14 protein-coding genes and 1 tRNA gene are annotated in these 15,968 nt (G+C 60.9%); 3 read left to right on the top strand and 12 right to left on the bottom strand.

What is annotated here, in order from left to right:
• Positions 1-19: 19 nt before the first annotated feature.
• Genes NFR19_RS02520 through NFR19_RS02510 form a run of 3 tightly spaced genes read right to left on the bottom strand, consistent with a single transcriptional unit; the run spans position 20 to position 3,638 of the window.
• The gene (locus NFR19_RS02520) at positions 20-1,117 is read right to left on the bottom strand and encodes a CapA family protein (RefSeq protein WP_251212210.1); all 1,098 of its coding nucleotides are present in this window, start codon (positions 1,115-1,117) and stop codon (positions 20-22) included.
• On the bottom strand, positions 1,114-2,166 hold the full coding sequence (cydB, locus tag NFR19_RS02515; protein ID WP_251212248.1) for a cytochrome d ubiquinol oxidase subunit II: 1,053 nt from the start codon (positions 2,164-2,166) through the stop codon (positions 1,114-1,116). Before cydB ends, NFR19_RS02520 begins: the two co-directional genes overlap by 4 nt.
• The gene (locus tag NFR19_RS02510) at positions 2,166-3,638 is read right to left on the bottom strand and encodes a cytochrome ubiquinol oxidase subunit I (protein WP_251212209.1); all 1,473 of its coding nucleotides are present in this window, start codon (positions 3,636-3,638) and stop codon (positions 2,166-2,168) included. Before NFR19_RS02510 ends, cydB begins: the two co-directional genes overlap by 1 nt.
• A 196-nt stretch (positions 3,639-3,834) precedes the next feature.
• Between NFR19_RS02510 and cydD the strand changes: the two genes are divergently transcribed.
• Positions 3,835-5,337 carry a thiol reductant ABC exporter subunit CydD gene (gene cydD, locus NFR19_RS02505; protein WP_251212208.1) on the top strand — a complete coding sequence of 501 codons (1,503 nt, stop codon included), beginning with the start codon at positions 3,835-3,837 and terminating at the stop codon, positions 5,335-5,337.
• Entirely contained in the window at positions 5,334-7,073 is a 1,740-nt protein-coding gene (gene cydC, locus NFR19_RS02500) for a thiol reductant ABC exporter subunit CydC (protein ID WP_251212207.1), read from the top strand. The genes cydD and cydC overlap by 4 nt, the downstream gene beginning before the upstream one ends.
• Before the next feature lie 36 nt (positions 7,074-7,109).
• Here the strand turns inward: cydC and rhaD are convergent, their stop codons facing one another.
• The 7 genes from rhaD to NFR19_RS02465 all read right to left on the bottom strand — a co-directional run bounded on the left by rhaD (position 7,110) and on the right by NFR19_RS02465 (position 13,275).
• Positions 7,110-7,922: a rhamnulose-1-phosphate aldolase gene (gene rhaD, locus NFR19_RS02495; RefSeq protein WP_251212206.1), complete on the bottom strand. Its 813-nt coding sequence runs from the start codon at positions 7,920-7,922 to the stop codon at positions 7,110-7,112.
• Positions 7,922-8,539, bottom strand: a complete 618-nt coding sequence (gene larC / locus NFR19_RS02490; protein WP_251212205.1) for a nickel pincer cofactor biosynthesis protein LarC — start codon at positions 8,537-8,539, stop codon at positions 7,922-7,924. The genes rhaD and larC overlap by 1 nt, the downstream gene beginning before the upstream one ends.
• Positions 8,536-9,342 carry a nickel pincer cofactor biosynthesis protein LarB gene (larB, locus tag NFR19_RS02485; protein ID WP_251212204.1) on the bottom strand — a complete coding sequence of 269 codons (807 nt, stop codon included), beginning with the start codon at positions 9,340-9,342 and terminating at the stop codon, positions 8,536-8,538. The genes larC and larB overlap by 4 nt, the downstream gene beginning before the upstream one ends.
• Positions 9,339-10,151, bottom strand: a complete 813-nt coding sequence (larE, locus tag NFR19_RS02480) for an ATP-dependent sacrificial sulfur transferase LarE (protein ID WP_251212203.1) — start codon at positions 10,149-10,151, stop codon at positions 9,339-9,341. Before larE ends, larB begins: the two co-directional genes overlap by 4 nt.
• 113 nt (positions 10,152-10,264) lie before the next feature.
• On the bottom strand, positions 10,265-11,746 hold the full coding sequence (panF, locus tag NFR19_RS02475; RefSeq protein ID WP_251212202.1) for a sodium/pantothenate symporter: 1,482 nt from the start codon (positions 11,744-11,746) through the stop codon (positions 10,265-10,267).
• Positions 11,739-12,020: a DUF997 family protein gene (locus NFR19_RS02470; RefSeq protein WP_251212201.1), complete on the bottom strand. Its 282-nt coding sequence runs from the start codon at positions 12,018-12,020 to the stop codon at positions 11,739-11,741. The genes panF and NFR19_RS02470 overlap by 8 nt, the downstream gene beginning before the upstream one ends.
• The gene (locus NFR19_RS02465) at positions 12,001-13,275 is read right to left on the bottom strand and encodes a YkvI family membrane protein (RefSeq protein ID WP_251212200.1); all 1,275 of its coding nucleotides are present in this window, start codon (positions 13,273-13,275) and stop codon (positions 12,001-12,003) included. Before NFR19_RS02465 ends, NFR19_RS02470 begins: the two co-directional genes overlap by 20 nt.
• 262 nt (positions 13,276-13,537) lie before the next feature.
• Between NFR19_RS02465 and NFR19_RS02460 the strand changes: the two genes are divergently transcribed.
• A complete protein-coding gene (locus NFR19_RS02460; protein ID WP_251212199.1) occupies positions 13,538-14,170 on the top strand; it encodes a hypothetical protein in 633 nt (210 codons plus the stop codon).
• A gap of 98 nt (positions 14,171-14,268) precedes the next feature.
• Here NFR19_RS02460 and NFR19_RS02455 read toward each other — a convergent pair.
• Together NFR19_RS02455 and rlmD are read right to left on the bottom strand one after the other, a co-directional pair.
• Positions 14,269-14,355 (bottom strand) — tRNA-Leu (locus tag NFR19_RS02455).
• 224 nt (positions 14,356-14,579) lie between these two features.
• A complete protein-coding gene (gene rlmD, locus NFR19_RS02450) occupies positions 14,580-15,863 on the bottom strand; it encodes a 23S rRNA (uracil(1939)-C(5))-methyltransferase RlmD (RefSeq protein WP_432762717.1) in 1,284 nt (427 codons plus the stop codon).
• Positions 15,864-15,968 lie beyond the last annotated feature (105 nt).

Here is a 15,968-nt window from a genome sequence, read left to right as displayed (position 1 = left end):
CCGCTCAACCGGATAACCCTCATGCGTTCATCGCCGCGATGGCATCCGTTGATTGCTGTATCTTGGCATCGATGCGCTCTTTCTCGGAGCCTGATGCGGGCGTAGGCTGGTAATTGTTGTACCCAGAAGCGCTCGATATGCTGCATGCGATGAACGCTACGTCGTTATTCTGAGCCACCTCATCGCCAGTCACCGTGAACGTCTGTTGGAAGATCATGCAATCCATATCAGAAGGCCCCGAATTGCCACCGAAACAGAAATTGCCCAGGCTGTAGACGATGTAGCGCCCGTTATACACTTCCCAACCCTGTATGACATGCGGGTGCGAGCCCACCACGAGGTCGGCACCAGCATCAATGGCTGCATGCGCGAGCTTCACCTGCGTGGCATTCGGCACGTACTCGCGCTCGATGCCCCAATGGTAATACACCAACACCACCTGCGCGCCCGCGTCCTTCGCCTCGACGATACGGGCCGTCACCTCCGCCTCGATGCCTTCATGCTCGGCAAGCTCATAGGCGCCGATGAGCGCGACCTTCACGCCTTTCACGTCCCGATACGCGATGCGATCGTAGCCGAAGGTCTGCACGCCCACCTCTTCTACTGCCGCTATGGTATCGGTGTAGCTCTGATCGCCGTAATCTTTGGAGTGATTGTTCGCCATGCTGGCTGCCTCGACGCTCGATGTGCTGAACACCTTCGCGTAGTCGGCATCGCCTTTGAAGGCGAAGGTCTTATCCTGCCGCGTCGTGACGTCGGTGAGCGTGCCCTCCATGTTCACGATGGTCAGATCGTCCTCGGCGAAAATCGGCTCTACGTTCGCCAGAAACCACGCCGGGTCGCCCACCGACGAGAACTTCGCGTTGAAGCTGGTCGAGCGATCGAATGCCTCATCGGTGCCCAGCGTGCAATCGCCTGCGAAGGTGACCGTGAACGACACCGGCACCGGAGCCTGATCGGCAACCTCTAAGTGCTCAGTTGGCGCATCCGACAGCTGATCGTTTGCGGTGCCGCCCGATGCCGATCGCGTGCATGCGATACCAGCGATCGCGACCACCTGAACGACGATCACCAGCGCGAGCAGCACCTTAAGTCGGTTGTAGCCAACCTCGCTCAACCTTCTCCTACCGTCTCCGGTTCAAGGTCAGCATCGCTCACACGTCCGCGGAACGTGCGATAGATGACCACATGATAGAGCAGCACCAGCGGCAATCCGATGCATAGGATGATCGTCATGCACAGAAGCGAAAGCTCGCTGGCTCCCGCAGATGCAAGCGTGATGGCCTCTCCTATGCTGTCGGCTGATGCGTTCACGAGCACCGGGAACATGCTGCACGCGCCCAAGAACACAACAGCACCCGCTGCAACGCTCTGGCACAGAAAGCTCCACAGATCAGCACGAGAACGCATCTGCCGATCGAGCACGATGCCGCCGATCAGACATGCCAGCACCACCAATGCCAACAGCCAGCGCGCGAAGAACAGGTGCTCCGGCATGCCGTCAGTGCCCATGATGCCAAGCACCCACCCGCTCAGCAGGATGAAGAGCACCACGGCCGCCACCTGAAACGGCAGACGCAGCGCGCCTACCCGCGCCTGCAAGGCAGAGCCCTCCGGCGCTTTCAAAGCGAGCCAGCAGGCTCCCGCTGCGATGAACATGACCAGGCCAAAGATGCCGCACAGCAGCGTGAACGGAGTGATCAACCCGAGCAGCGGCACACCGTTGTAGTTGCCCGCAGTATCCATAGGGATGCCCGCGATGACATTTCCTGCCGCCACGCCGAACAACAACGCTGGCACGAGCGACCCCACGAAGAAGCACACGTTCCACACCGGGCGCCATGAACCCTCGCCCGCCCAGAACTCGAAGGAGACCGCACGTACGATCAGACCGAACAGAACGAGCATGATGGCCAGATAAAACCCGCTGAACGTGGTGGCGTACGCATCAGGGAATGCCGCGAAGAGCGCGCCTCCTGCGGTGAGCAGCCATACCTCGTTGCCATCCCAGACCGGACCCAAGGCCCGCCGCACGATCGCCTGCTCGCGCTCATCCTTCGCGATGAAGGGATAGAGCACGCCCGCTCCCAGATCGAACCCATCAAGAATGAAGTATCCCGCTATCAGCAAAAACACCAGGAAGTACCACAGCACTGCCAATTCCATCACCGCTCACCCCCTTCCAGAACCACCTCTTCGACGACAGACGCACCCGCGTTGTCCGAATCGCCCACAGAAACAGCGGGGACCGTAGTCGCATCCGCATCATCATGCACGGGGCCTTCCTTGATGAAGCGCCCGATCACACGGGCCCAGCCCACGAACAGCATCAGATACACCGCGAAGAACAGCACCAGCGTGATGACCAGCTCGAAAGGCTGCACGGAGACGCTCGTGCCGGTATTCGTCAGCATGAATACCCCTTCTGGACCCGAGGTGCTCGGATAGACCACATAGGGCTGGCGCCCCACCTCGGCGGTCAGCCAACCAGTCTGGATAGCTATGAAGGGGAAGAGGGGCGCGATGACGAGCAGCCGCTGCAACCAGCGCATATTCTGGATGCTGCCACCCTTACGCCCGAAGATGAGGGCCAGCAGCAAGCACAAGCAGATCAGCCCGAACCCGGCCACCATCAGATGGTATGTCTGGAACACGAAGTTCACGGGCATCTCTTCGACCACAATATCGCCGTACTGCTCGGTGGCAGCCAGCTCGTTCAAACCCGGATACTCCGTATCCCACGTGCCGGTGGCCAAAAAGCTGGTCCCGCCCGGAATCGAAAGCGCGGTGAGCTCTTGAGCCGCCTCGTCCACGATGCCCACCGCAGCAAGGCCGGGCACTTCGCGCTCGTACATGCCCTCCATCATGGCAAGCTTGGTAGGCTGCTCTTCCCACACCTCCACCGCAGAGGCATGAGCGAACACTAGAAGCCCTGCCGTGGACAGCACGCCCACGACAGCGCCGGTCATCAGCATCTTGCGCGCCGCGTTGCCATGTTTTTTCTTGAGCATATACCACGCGGCCACCGCCATCATGAAGAAGGCGCCCATCACCAGCACCGCGAGCACGGTATGACCGTAGCGAGGCAACGTGGAAGGGTTGAACGCCGCAGCGAAAAAATCGGTGATGACCGCTTGCGAGCCGTCGGCGGAAAGCTCAGCGCCAGCTGGCGTTTGCATCCACGAATTGGCGATGAGGATCCAGAGCGCCGAAAGCGCTGAACCGGCAAACGTCAGCCATGCAGAGGCCACGTAGAAGCCCGGCCGCACCTTCCCGCGCCCGAAGATGACGATGCCAAGGAAGATGGATTCCAAGAAGAACGCGAACAGTGCCTCTGCGGCGAGCGGCGCACCGAAGATATCTCCCACGAACCGGGAGTAGTTCGCCCAGTTCGTGCCGAAGGAGAACTCCATGGTGATGCCGGTGGCCACGCCGATGGCAAACGATGCGGTGTATATCTTGACCCACATGCGCGCCAGCGCGTCGTCCTCGGGATTCTTCGTACGATGGGCCCGTGTCACGAAAATGGACATCAACAGCCCGATGCCGATGGTCAGCGGCACGAATATGAAGTGATATCCGGCCGTGAACGCGAATTGGATCCGCGACATGAGTACTTGATCAGCGAATAGATCCATCTCACCCTCCTCTTCCTTGCTGCCCCGATTGTAGCGCACCGTGCGGCGCGACAACGTAACGCTTTGAAGAACATGCGCGCGTTGCTTTAGAATCCTGACAGAGACGCGCCGTAGGCGCACAAGCCGAAGCACGAGAGGCGACAGGAGCACCGGAAACATCGTGGCGAGCCTTTTCAAGATCGAAGGAGCGAAACGCATGCTCGCTCTCGCATGCGCGTTCGCGATGGCGCTGGGAGCGCTGTGTGCCGGGCAGGCCATTGGTCTCGCGCAGGCTCTCGTTGGGCTGTGGAGCGGTGCGAGCATGCACGAGCAGCTTGGCTGGATCGCGCTGTTCGCCGGCTGTTTCATCGGGCGGAGCATCGTGGGAAACGGCGAAGAGGCGCTCATGGATGGCTTCGCCCGCCGCAGCGCTGACCGTCTGCGGCGCACCTTCCTGGAGGCGCTTTGGCAGGGCGGTCCTGCGCTCGTGCGCGCGCACGGCAGCGCCGCCTCCACAGCCGATGCCCTCGAAGGGGTGGATGCGATCGAAACCCTCGTTCGCATCCTCATTCCCAAGATGGCGAACGTCATGGTCGTACCCGCTGTTCTGCTCGTGTGCCTGTTCTGGTTGGACTGGGTGAGCGGACTGATCGCGCTTGCGTGCTATCCGTTTACGGTGCTCCTGATGCGCCTCATCGGGCAGAGCGCCGGCTCCGAAGCGCAGCGGCGCTATGCGCAATTCGAGCAGCTCTCTTCAAGCTTCGTCGATATCTCCTCGGGTGTGGGCACCCTGCGCGCGTTCGGTGTGGAAAGGGCATTCGCTGAGCGGATCTTCACCGTATCGGAGCGCTTCCGAGCGTTGACCATGAAGACGCTGCGCATCGCCATGCTCTCCACCACCGTGCTCGATCTGTTCGCCACCTTGTGCTTGGCAGGCGTGGCCATCATGTTGGGATTTCGCCTGGTGGAGGGCACTATGGCCTTCTTCCCGGCGCTTGCATCCCTTATGCTCGTGCCGGAGTTCTTCAAACCCATCCGCGAATACGGCGAGGACTACCATGCCACGCTCGAGGGCAAGGCGGCGCTGGCCTCGATCGAAGAGTTGATCCACCGCAGCGCCCACCCAGACGATGTCGAGCGCACCCCAGAGTTCTCTTGTCGCCTCGATCGGGTAACCGCTAAGATCGAGGTGCTGCTCGCAAAACCGGGCATCATCGGCATCGTGGGCCCGAGCGGATCGGGAAAAACCACCCTGCTCGCTCGCATTGCCGGATTCGCTCCCTCCGGCGGAATGCGCAACACCGCCCGGGCGCGACACGTTGCCTACATCCCCCAAACCCCATACCTTTTCCGCGCGAGCCTGCGCGACAACGTGGCATTCTATCGGCCCGACGCAGACGATGCAGAGGTCCGCGACGCCATCGCACGCGTTGGTCTCAGCGACGTGGTGGCCCAGCTGCCTTACGGGCTCGACACCATCATCGGCGATGCGGGTCGCCCGCTTTCGGGCGGTCAAGCGCACCGGGTTGCGGTAGCGCGCGCCCTTCTTGACCCTACGCGCGATCTTTGGCTGCTCGACGAGCCGACCGCGCATCTCGATGCCTGCACCGCACAAGAGCTCATCGAGCACATAGCGCCTCTCATGGAAGGGAAAACGGTGCTCGTTGCCATGCATGACGATGCGTGGCTGCCCCATGTGAGCGAGGTGATCGAGCTATGAGCAAACCTCGCGACACGTGGGTGCGCCCCTACCTGCGCCGCTATGGAAAGGTGCTCGCGCTCGCCATCGCGCTCGGCGTTGCAGCTTCCCTGTTCGCCTGTGCGCTCATGTTCACCTCGGGCTACATGATATCGTTGGCCGCGGCAGTGCCGCTGACCGTGCTCGCGCTTCATGTGCCTTCCCTGTTCGTGCGCATCTTCGGCATAGGAAAGCCGCTCTTGCGCTATGGGGAGCGCCTCTCGAGCCATAATTGGGTGTTCCGCATGATGAGCGAAATGCGCCGCAAGCTCTACCTAGTGCTCGCGCAGCGCACGAGCGCATTGGGCGACGGCGCGGGGCAGACCACGCTCGGACAGGTGCTGGCGCTGCTGACCGACGATATCGGGCATGTGCAAGACTTGATCCTGCGCGGGATGCTGCCGCTTGTAAGCGCATGGCTGCTGAGCGCGCTCATCCTCATCGGTTGCGGTGCGCTGTCGTGGCCGCTGTTCGGTCTCATGGCCGCAACGCTCAGTATCGCGGCGGTGGTCGCGCCGCTGATCGCCGCGCTTACGACGAAGGCGCGCATCATGGCCGCCGCCTGCGCTCAGGAACGCCTCTACGACGAGCTGACCGACGATGTGCTCGGCATAGCCGACTGGGTGCTCTCCGGACGCCACGGCGACTATCTACATCGCATAGACGACCAGCTCCGCACGCGCGATGATGCACGCGCATCACTGCGCGCCTTCGAGCGGCGCATGCGCCTGGCCACGCAGATCCTCTTCTGCCTCTGCACGATAGGCATGCTCGTCTGGGCCAGCAGCGTTTTCTGCACCGATGCTTCCGGCTCGGCGCTGCTAGGCGCGCTTGCGACGTCTGGCTCCGAGAACGCGCCCGCCTACGCACCGAATTGGATCGCTGCTTTCGTCTTGTGCCTGTTCCCTCTGATGGAGGCGCTTGCACCCCTGCCCGATGCGGCGATGAGCTTCGTGGCGCAACGCGCCTCCCTTGAACGCCTCAATGCCGCAAGCACGCGCGCCGCCCACGCGCGAGCAGGATCGACCTGCGAACAGCGCATCGACGAGCGCCCTCTGGAAGGCGCCGCGCTCGCCCATCCTGCCATCGAACTCCACGACGTTGACTTCGCCTACGATCAGGCGCATCCGGTCATCGAGCATCTCTCGCTTTCCATCCCCTTCGGTCATAAGGTCGCCCTGTGCGGCGCGAGCGGCGCGGGCAAGACCACGCTAGCGAAGCTGATCTATGGGGACGTGGTGCCTTGCGCGGGGAAGGTGCGCGTCGGCGGCAGCGACCCCGCAACGCTTGGAGCAGCGCGCTGTCGCGCTTTTGGCGTGCTGGAACAGCAGCCCAAGCTCTTCGACATGACCCTGCGTGAGAACCTGCGCATCGGCAAACCGAATGCGACCGATCAGGAACTGCTGGATGCCCTGCACAGCGTTGGTCTGGCAGCGCGTCTTGAACAGATGCCGCACGGCCTCGATTCCCGCATCCAGGAAGGCGCCTTCAACCTCTCTGGCGGCGAAGCGCATCGCTTGGCCTTGGCACGACTGCTGCTCGCCGATGCGCCCATCATCATCTTGGACGAACCGTTCGCGGCCCTTGATGTGGCAACCGAGCAGGTGGTGCTCGACACCATCATGAACACCTTTCGCACCAAGACGGTGATCGCCATCACCCACAGCCCCACCAGCACCGCAGCCTTCGACCGGATCATCACCTTAGAGACCCCCTAGCCCGCGCGCTGGAGCAGCCCTGACCGTGCGATCTTGCTACGGAATGCTCAAGCGCAGACCGTAGTACTGCGCTAAGCGGTTCACATCCTCGTCGGTGATGCGCTGATCGGGGCGCGGGTCGCCCATTGCCAGCACGCGCACTTGCACCGCAGCCGCCTTCTCTATGGTATGCATCAGCCCGAACGCATCATCGAAGGTGGCGCCAGCACAGAGGATCCCATGGTGCGCCCACACCACCGCATGCGTGCGTTCCATCAGATCGGCGGTAGCCAGCGCCAACTCCACGCTTCCCGGCACATCCCATGCGAGCACCCCGACACCATCGGGAAAGACCAGAGCGCATTCGCTGATGGTCGCCCACAGCCGCCGCGTGAACGTCTCGCTGTCAAGAGGGAGCGCGAACGTCAACGCATTGATATCGACCGGATGCGCATGATGCAACACGCGGTCGATTCCTCCTGAGGCGAGCGTGCGCACTTGATGGTTCAACAGATGAGTGGGCAGCTCGCTGGTAGGGCAGCCACCCTCAGCGAAACCCCAGCACTGCCGATAGGCGGTGCCCGTCTCATCCAGCTGGATGATGCCCACGCATCGCTCAGGATCCTCGGGGATGTTGCGGAAATAGCTGCCCGCCGCTGTTATGGCGAAGAACTCCCCCGCGAGCATCGGCACATGCACGCAGCACGGGCGCCACACACCAAGAACCAACTTGTCGAAGAGCGGCTCGATCTCGCTGTGGCGAATGCGATACGACAGATTACCGCCGTTGCGCTCATGCCATCCTTGTTCCCACGAATCGGCGGCCATGCGAATGAAGCGGCGCATGAACGGAGCTTTGACCACCTTCATCAGGCACCCACATGCGCGATCCAGACAGCATCTTCAGGCGCCTTATCGCAGAACGCCGAGGCGAAATAGCGCACCAAAGCCGCACCGGTGGGTGTGGTCAGCTCGCCTTCCACATCGCCTGCAAACGAAGGGGCACCCTCCAGCACATTGGCTGTTGCCGGTGCGGGAATCGGCAGCGTACCATGCGCGCAATCCACGAAGCCGAAACCCGTGCAAACCGGCGATGCCACGATCGTCTCCGCACCCACCGCGAGCACCGACGCGCAGGCGATGCAGACCCAGGTGATGGCCTCATCGGAGCCCACCTCATGAAAATGAACCTCATCTATGGACACGCTGTGCGCCTTCGCCTCCGCGCGCGCGAGCACCTCATAGACACCGAACGCCGCCGCACGCTCTGCCTCGGAGAGCTGCTTGGCAGCTATCTTCTCGCGCACCTCAGTCACGCTATGATGATGGCGGTGATCGGCCCCGCAGCAATCATCAGCCTGCGTCTGCTCGACACCAGCCGCCTGCGCGATGCGTTGCCGCTCTTCTTGAGCGAGCAGCTGCCCTACCCCGATCGCGAAGGAATCCTTGCGCGCGCCGTGCATGCAATCCAAATACAACGTCTTCATCGCAGTCCTCCGCATTCGGTATCAACATGCGTCGCTTCGACGACCGCATGTCCGCCTTTCACGTCCATATGGTTGATCATGCTGGCCATATAACCAGCGCCGAACCCATTATCGATGTTGACCACGGCCACACCGCTCGCGCACGAATTCAACATGCTGAGCAGCGCAGATACGCCCCCGAAAGAGGCACCGTAGCCCACGCTCGTCGGCACCGCGATCACAGGGCTATCGGCAAGGCCTCCCACCACGCTGGCAAGCGCGCCTTCCATGCCCGCCACTGCCACGATCACGCTGGCATCGGCGATCAGGTCCATCTTGGCAAGCGTGCGATGCAAGCCCGCCACGCCCATATCGTAGGCGCGCTGAACCCGATTACCGAGAAACTCCGCGGTTTGCGCCGCTTCCTCAGCCACCGGGATATCGCTCGTACCGCCCGTGACCACCAGCACGTTGCCCAAGCCATCAGGCTCGGGAAGCGCTCCTATCCGCCCAAGGTGCGATACCTCATCGAAGGTGAGGGGCACCTGATCTGCCACCGCCTCAGCCTGAGCAGCGCTGAGCCGCGTTACCAGAATGCGTGTGCGGCCATGATCGAGCATGGTGCGCGCGATGCCCGCGATCTGCTCGGCGGTCTTGCCGGCGCCGTAGATCACCTCAGAGGCGCCCTGCATCACCTCACGATGCAGGTCTACCTGCGCATACCCAAGATTCTCGAACGGCTTTAGCTTCAGCCGCGAAAGCGCATCGTCAGCTGACAGCTCTCCCGCCTCTACCGCCCGAAGAATATCGCGTGTTTGGTTCATAGTCCCTCCAAAACCTCATCGGCGCTGCCCGTACGATACCCCAGCAAATCTGCCGTCACATAGGAAAACCCTACATCTTTGAGAGCGGCATGCACCTGCGCGCGCATGCTCGCATCCAGCAGACGTGGCAACTGATCGGGCATCACCTCGATGCGCGCCATTTCGTCATGAACGCGTACGCGCACTTGATCAAATCCCGCCTCGTGCAGCATGCGCTCAGCCTCGTCTACGCGAGCAAGCCCCGCGCGCACGATGCGCGTGCCATACGGAAATCGCGTGGCCAAGCATGCCATGCTCGGTTTATCCCACGTGGGAAGGCCCAGCTGACGAGACGCTTCCCGCACTTCCGCCTTCGTTAGCCCCACCTCCGCGAGCGGACTGCGCACGCCCGCTTCACGCAAGGCGCGTGCACCTGGCCGATACGCCTCAGCATCGCTCGCGTTCGACCCTTCCACCAACACCGCACCGACCTGCTGTGCTGCTTCCAGCAGGTGCGCGAGTATCTGTTGCTTGCAGCGGTAGCAACGATCAGGGGCATTCTCCACTACCTCATCGACCGCCAGGATATCGAAGGCGACGATTCGCTGGGGCACCCCGCATCCCTCGCAAAAAGCAGTGGCTGCTGCGGTCTCGCTGGCCGAGAAAAACGCTGTGTCAGCCGTCAACGCGAGCACTTCGGTGCCAAGCGCTTCACGTGATGCGGCCAGAAGCAGTGCCGAATCCACGCCCCCCGAAAACGCAACGGCAACGCGCTCCATATCGCGCACTATGCTGATGAGCGCCTCGTATTTGATCTGCAATTCCTTCATACCAAAGATTATGCCGCATCGGTCAAGAGCACGCGTGCTGGCATGCATCCCTCTTGTCCCGAAGATGGTGTCACCGAATGCGACCTCTGATCCTTCGCGCACATCCTCAAGCGTTACTCGGGGAAAAAGACATCCATCCGAGCATTCTTCGCCTGAGCGCCTATCCAGCTGCCCACTGCCATCAACACCCCTGCCACCACGATGCCGATGACGATCTGGTGCATCCCGGCCACCTTGAAGCCTGCTGCCATGCACGCGCAATAGGCAGCGACTCCGCCTATCATGCTGGCGAGCGCGCCCGTCCTGTTCGCCCGCTTCCAGAACAGCCCGCATACCAGCACGAAGAAGAAGGCCGTTTCAAGACCACCGAATGCGAACATGTTGATCTTCCAGATAAGGTCGGGCGGCACCACCGAGAGCGCGAACACCAGTGCACCGAGCACCAGCGTGATAACCTGACTCGATGCCGCCACGCACCGCTCGGCCGGTTGACGCCCGCGATCGGCGCACCAGTGCAGATACAGATCCTTCACGATGGCCGAACTGGCTGAGATCAACAACGAAGAAACGGTTGATATGGAAGCTGCGATGGGTCCGATGATGGCAAGCCCTGCCAACACTGCCGAAAGCGTTCCGACCGTCACGAGCGGAATGATGTTATCGACACTGCCACCGTAGGTTGCTAAATCTTCTGTGAGCACACCTGATGCCAGCACGCCCAAACTCGTCATGCCGATCATCATGATGCCGATCACAACGGTACCCACGATCATGGCGTTATGCAAGGCTTTCGTGTCTTTGTATCCCATGGTGCGCACCACTGACTGCGGCAACACGAACGTGAAGACGCCCACGAGCAGCCACTGAGTCAGATACAGCGTCCACGGCATGCCGCCGCCGCTGAACGGCTCGAGCTTGTGAGGGGCTGTTTCTTGAATGGTCTGCATGATGTTCTCGTAGCCGCCACCCGCATTCAGAATGCCCAGCGCGAGCACCACCATGCCGATAATCATCATGATGCCGCACAGCGCATCGGTGACAGCGACCCCACGAAAGCCTCCGATGGTGGTGAACAGAATAGCCGCAATGCCGAACAGTGTCAGGCCAACGAGATACGGGTATCCCGTCACCGCCTCGAATATCTTGGCCCCTCCCACAAATTGCGCGACCATGGTAGCAACGAAGAAGACGACCACGACCAACGCGGACACATTCGCCAAAGCGTTCGATCCGTAACGCGCCCGCACCACATCCACCACCGTCACCGCATCGAGCTTGCGTGCGATCAGGGCCATCTTCTTGCCCATGATGCCATAGAGCAGCACCAGCGCCGTCACCTGCACGACAGCCATGTACACCCAGCCAAAGCCGATCTCCCACGCCTGGCCCGGACCGCCCACGAACGAGCTGACCGAACCGTAGGTAGCCACGGTGGTCATCGCCAGCACGAAGCCACCGAGCGCCCGATTGCCGATGAAGTAATCCTTCACAAAGCCGCCACCTGCGCGGGCAGCGCGCCTGCGCACGATCACAGACGCCACGAGCGTCACCACCAAGAAGAGCGCAAGGGGCGCCAAACCTATCAGATCAGTCATCCCCATCCGCCCTATCATCTAAATCAAAATTCGCGAACACCCGCTTGGCCAGCACCACCGCCACGATCACTGCCACCAACCATGTGCCCACCGTGCCACCAACGATCCACAGAGGGGTTGACGCGATGCGCACATCACTGTCTGCCAAACCGAACCCGAGCAACAGCCATGCAATGGCTATCACCCCAAGCGCCACCACCGTATAGGCTGCCTCACGGTTCGCGCGGCGCAGTTTGTCGCGATAGGTCCTGTATTTACGTCGATCGCGATCCATGGCCGCCTCCTTCCTCAGCACTACGGGCTGCGTCCTCGCTTGCGCCCGTCGGGTCGCCCGCAGACTGACAAGGAGCAATATCCATACCACTGCCGCACCGCGAAGCGCCCGCATCGGCCATGCGGTCGCAGTGTCGGGATACCTGATCAGAGATCGTGCGCACCACCATGAAGATCAACAACACCGCACCAATATAGCCATTCACCACGTACACGACGTTCACCAGCATGCGATACGGGAAGAACAGCCCGATCACCAGCCCGGTGACGCCCAGCACCGCCGCCAGCACGCGAAAGCGCAGCGTACCCTCTTCGGCAAAGCGCGCTACCGGGTTGTAGAGCAGCGGCACCGATGTCGCGCATGCCCCAATAAACACCACCACCGCATAGATGAAGGCGAGGGGCGGCCAGATGCGCTCAGCCAAGATCAGATTGGGAATGGGCGCATTCCATACAAACAGATCCCCCGTACCGGTATTGATGTTGGCCACCTGCGCCATGAAGATGATAGCGATGGCAGCGCAGATAGCCACCACTGCGATGATGAGGCCCGCACGCAGCGTACGTCGCTCGTTCTTCGCTCCCAAAAGCGTCATGAAGCTCGCGAACCACAGCAGCACGAACCCCGCATACGACAACCCCGCCACCAGCCAATGCTCGCCTGCGCGCACGATGCCCTCACCGTCACGCGCGCCAGCGAGCGTGCTCGCTTGGATAGCAGCAAGATTATCAGCGATCTGCGGCCAATCCATCACCACTACGATGAGCCCCACCATGATGAAAAATGCTATGTTGATCGGTCCGATAACGCCGATGATCTCGATCAGGCGATTGAGCCCCAGGCTCACCACGAGCACCACGATGATCGTCAGCAAGGTTGCGCCAGCCCATGCAGGAATGCCGAAACCCTGCTGCAAAGCCGAGGATGCCCCACCCACCATCACGAAGAACGACAGATAGCAGAACAGCGTGGAATAGTAGTCGAAGAAGGCGCCGATGCGCTTGCCGCAGTAGTAGCGAAAGACATCGTTGCCGCGTTCGTAGCGCTCGCGAGCCCCTACCTGCGCGAAGTTGAGGTTGTAGTAGATAAAAAGCGCAGCGAACACCGCGATGACCGCGAAGCCACCTAAACCGTACGCGGTGAAGTACTGAACCAGCTCTTGTCCAGTCGCAAAGCCCGTACCCACTACCAGCGCGATGATGGCGCCCGCTAAAACGAATGCCTTCCTGAGACTGAACCCTTCGCCCGATTCCACACGCATCTCCTTTTCGATCGAGATAGCAAAAGTCTAGACCATAGCCGCGCCGCCTTTTACGAGAAGTAGCCCAGATGCCCGATGCATTGGCAGATGCTTCGCCGTTCAACCATACGTGGCAACAAGTTCACGGATCGGTGAAGCATCCGAGCACGCCTGTGCTTTGCTGCGTTCAAGCTTATACACTTAAGGCAAGTCCGGAGTACGGCCGGATACGAAGATGGTTCTCTGCGCTGTCAGAGAAGAAAGAAGGTACACGAAGATGGCTGAATCAACGAAGGCGATCGCCAGCCTTAAGAAAGCGGCGAACTACACCAAGCTCGCCATGCGTGCCGAAGGTCCGCGCAGCTTCAAGCGCGGCCAGGGTGCTCTCATCAAGGTCATTCACAAATTTGGCAATGGAACGCTTGGCAAGGACGAAGCGAAGAAGGCGCTTGAGTGGCGCGGATGCGATGTGCGCACCGTAGCGCGAAAGGCCGAAGAGAACGGATATCTAACCATCTCCGATGCCGAGGAAGGCTTTCAGATGACGCTTACCAAGCTTGGCACTGAGGTAGTGAAAAAGCGCCTTGCAGCTGAGGATAAGGCAGCCGATGCGGTGCTGGCGGGTCTGACCGATGCGGAAAAGGAGCAACTGGTTGCTCTCTGTGACAAGATCAGCGCAACTGCCGAAGAGATGGGCATCAAGTACGCCACCATCCATAAGAAGCGCGGTCGGCGCTGCGCGCGCAAAAGCGAACATGCGGGTACCGAGAAGTGCTGTCGGCGCAAAAGCCACGGGTGCAAGCACCACGGGCACCACGGGCACCATGGCGCCCCTCAATACGTGTTCGTTTTCGAGAACGGTGACAAGCCCGATCATAGCAGCAAATGTTGTCGGCGCTCGCGCAGATAGCATCGCCTCGCACGAAGGCAACCCTAGAGCGCGCCCATCACGCTCATCGGTCATCACGCAAAAGAGCCGCCCGTGGGCGGCTCTTTTCATGTCTGAGATGGTGCGGGCGAAAGGACTTGAACCTTCATGAGCCGAAGCTCACATGGACCTGAACCATGCGCGTCTGCCAATTCCGCCACGCCCGCACGAATCGATGCTCCTCAACGAAGCGTTGCCCATGATAACCCACCGTCTAGCTGCGGGCAAGGGCTTTTTCTTGTCCGGTCGGCAAACCGGCTAAACAGCTCTCGTCTCATGCCGACACAACCTCCTCGCACATGAAGATGTCTCACGCAAAGCTGCCTTCACGGGAAGCAACGAACGCAAGGAGAACCATGCCTCGCATTGGCTTTCACCGCATCTTCTTGCGTTAGCTGCGCTCGAACAAGACGATGTTCTCCACATGGTCGGTATGGGGAAACATATCCACCGGCTGGATGCGCACGATGCGGTAGCCACCCTCTAACAGAATGCGGGCATCACGGGCTTGGGTAGCGGGGTTGCATGAGATGTAGACGATGCGCCCGGGCGCGAGCGCACAGGCGGCTCGCAGGAACTCCGGCGTAGAGCCTGCGCGCGGCGGGTCCATCATCAGCACGAGACCGCCTTCGCTCGAGGTGCCCGCTTCCCCAACACCCTCGCAAGAGGAAGGTACCCCCGAAGAGGCGGAGATGTCGCGCGGCACAGGCGGCCCCTCCGCTGCCATGCGCTTCAGAAAATCCGTCGCATCCTCAACGAAGAACTCCGCATTGTCAATGCCGTTGTGGATCGCGTTCTGACGCGCATCGCGGACAGCGGAGCCCACACTGTCAACGCCTATCACGCGCACAGCACCACGGCGGGCAGCCACCAAGCCAATGGTTCCTGTACCGCAATACGCGTCGATAACGGTCTGGCTGCCATCAAGACCGCACAATCGCACTGCTGCCTCATACAGCACAGCAGCCTGCTGCGCATTCACCTGATAAAACGACTGCGACGAGATGCGAAACGACAGCCCGCACAGCTCATCCAAGATGAACCCAGGCCCATAGAGCGTGCGCTCCTTCTCGCCCAGGATAACGTTCGTCTGTCGCGTGTTCACGTTCTGCACCACGGTGGTCACCTCGGGCACGCGCCGTACCAATTCGCGGCAAAACGACTTCGACGAAGGAAACTCATCGGTATTGGTAACGATGGTGACCAGCACTTCCCCGCTCTGCTGCCCCGCGCGCACCACCGCATGGCGTAAAAAGCCCGCATGAGCATCTTCGTCGTATGGTGCTATCTTCCATTTCAGCATGAGAGCTCGAATGGCTGCAACGACGCGCTTGCCGATCTCGTTTTCTATCACGCAGCTGTCGGTGGGAACGAGGCGATGCGTGCCCCGCTGATACATGCCCGTTGCCACTGCGAAGGCACCTTTGCGTTTCCCGCGTCCCGGTGCGAAGGGCGAGGCCACCTTGTTCCGGTAATGATATGGTTCGTCCATTCCGATGATCGACTGAAAGGCGTCATCGGGTGCCATGCCTTCGAACAACTCACGAATGCGATGCTGCTTATCGGCGAGCTGCTCTTCATACGGCACCGCGAGCAAGCTGCACCCGCCGCATTTCGAATTCACCTCGCATTGCAATCCGAGAGAGGATTCAGAAGCCTTCAGTCGCTCAGACAATCCTCGCTTGAGAAGAGCGCCACTGGCGCTCTTTGTCGCTGCGGAACTCGCTTTATGAAGGCCACCGGAACCCCTTGAATGAGTAGCACTCGAAAGTTTTCTGGA

Source organism: Adlercreutzia murintestinalis (assembly GCF_943192905.1).
GTDB lineage: Bacteria > Actinomycetota > Coriobacteriia > Coriobacteriales > Eggerthellaceae > Adlercreutzia_A > Adlercreutzia_A murintestinalis.
Note: the sequence above shows the minus strand (reverse complement) of the source record. Positions and strands in the feature narration are given on the sequence as shown.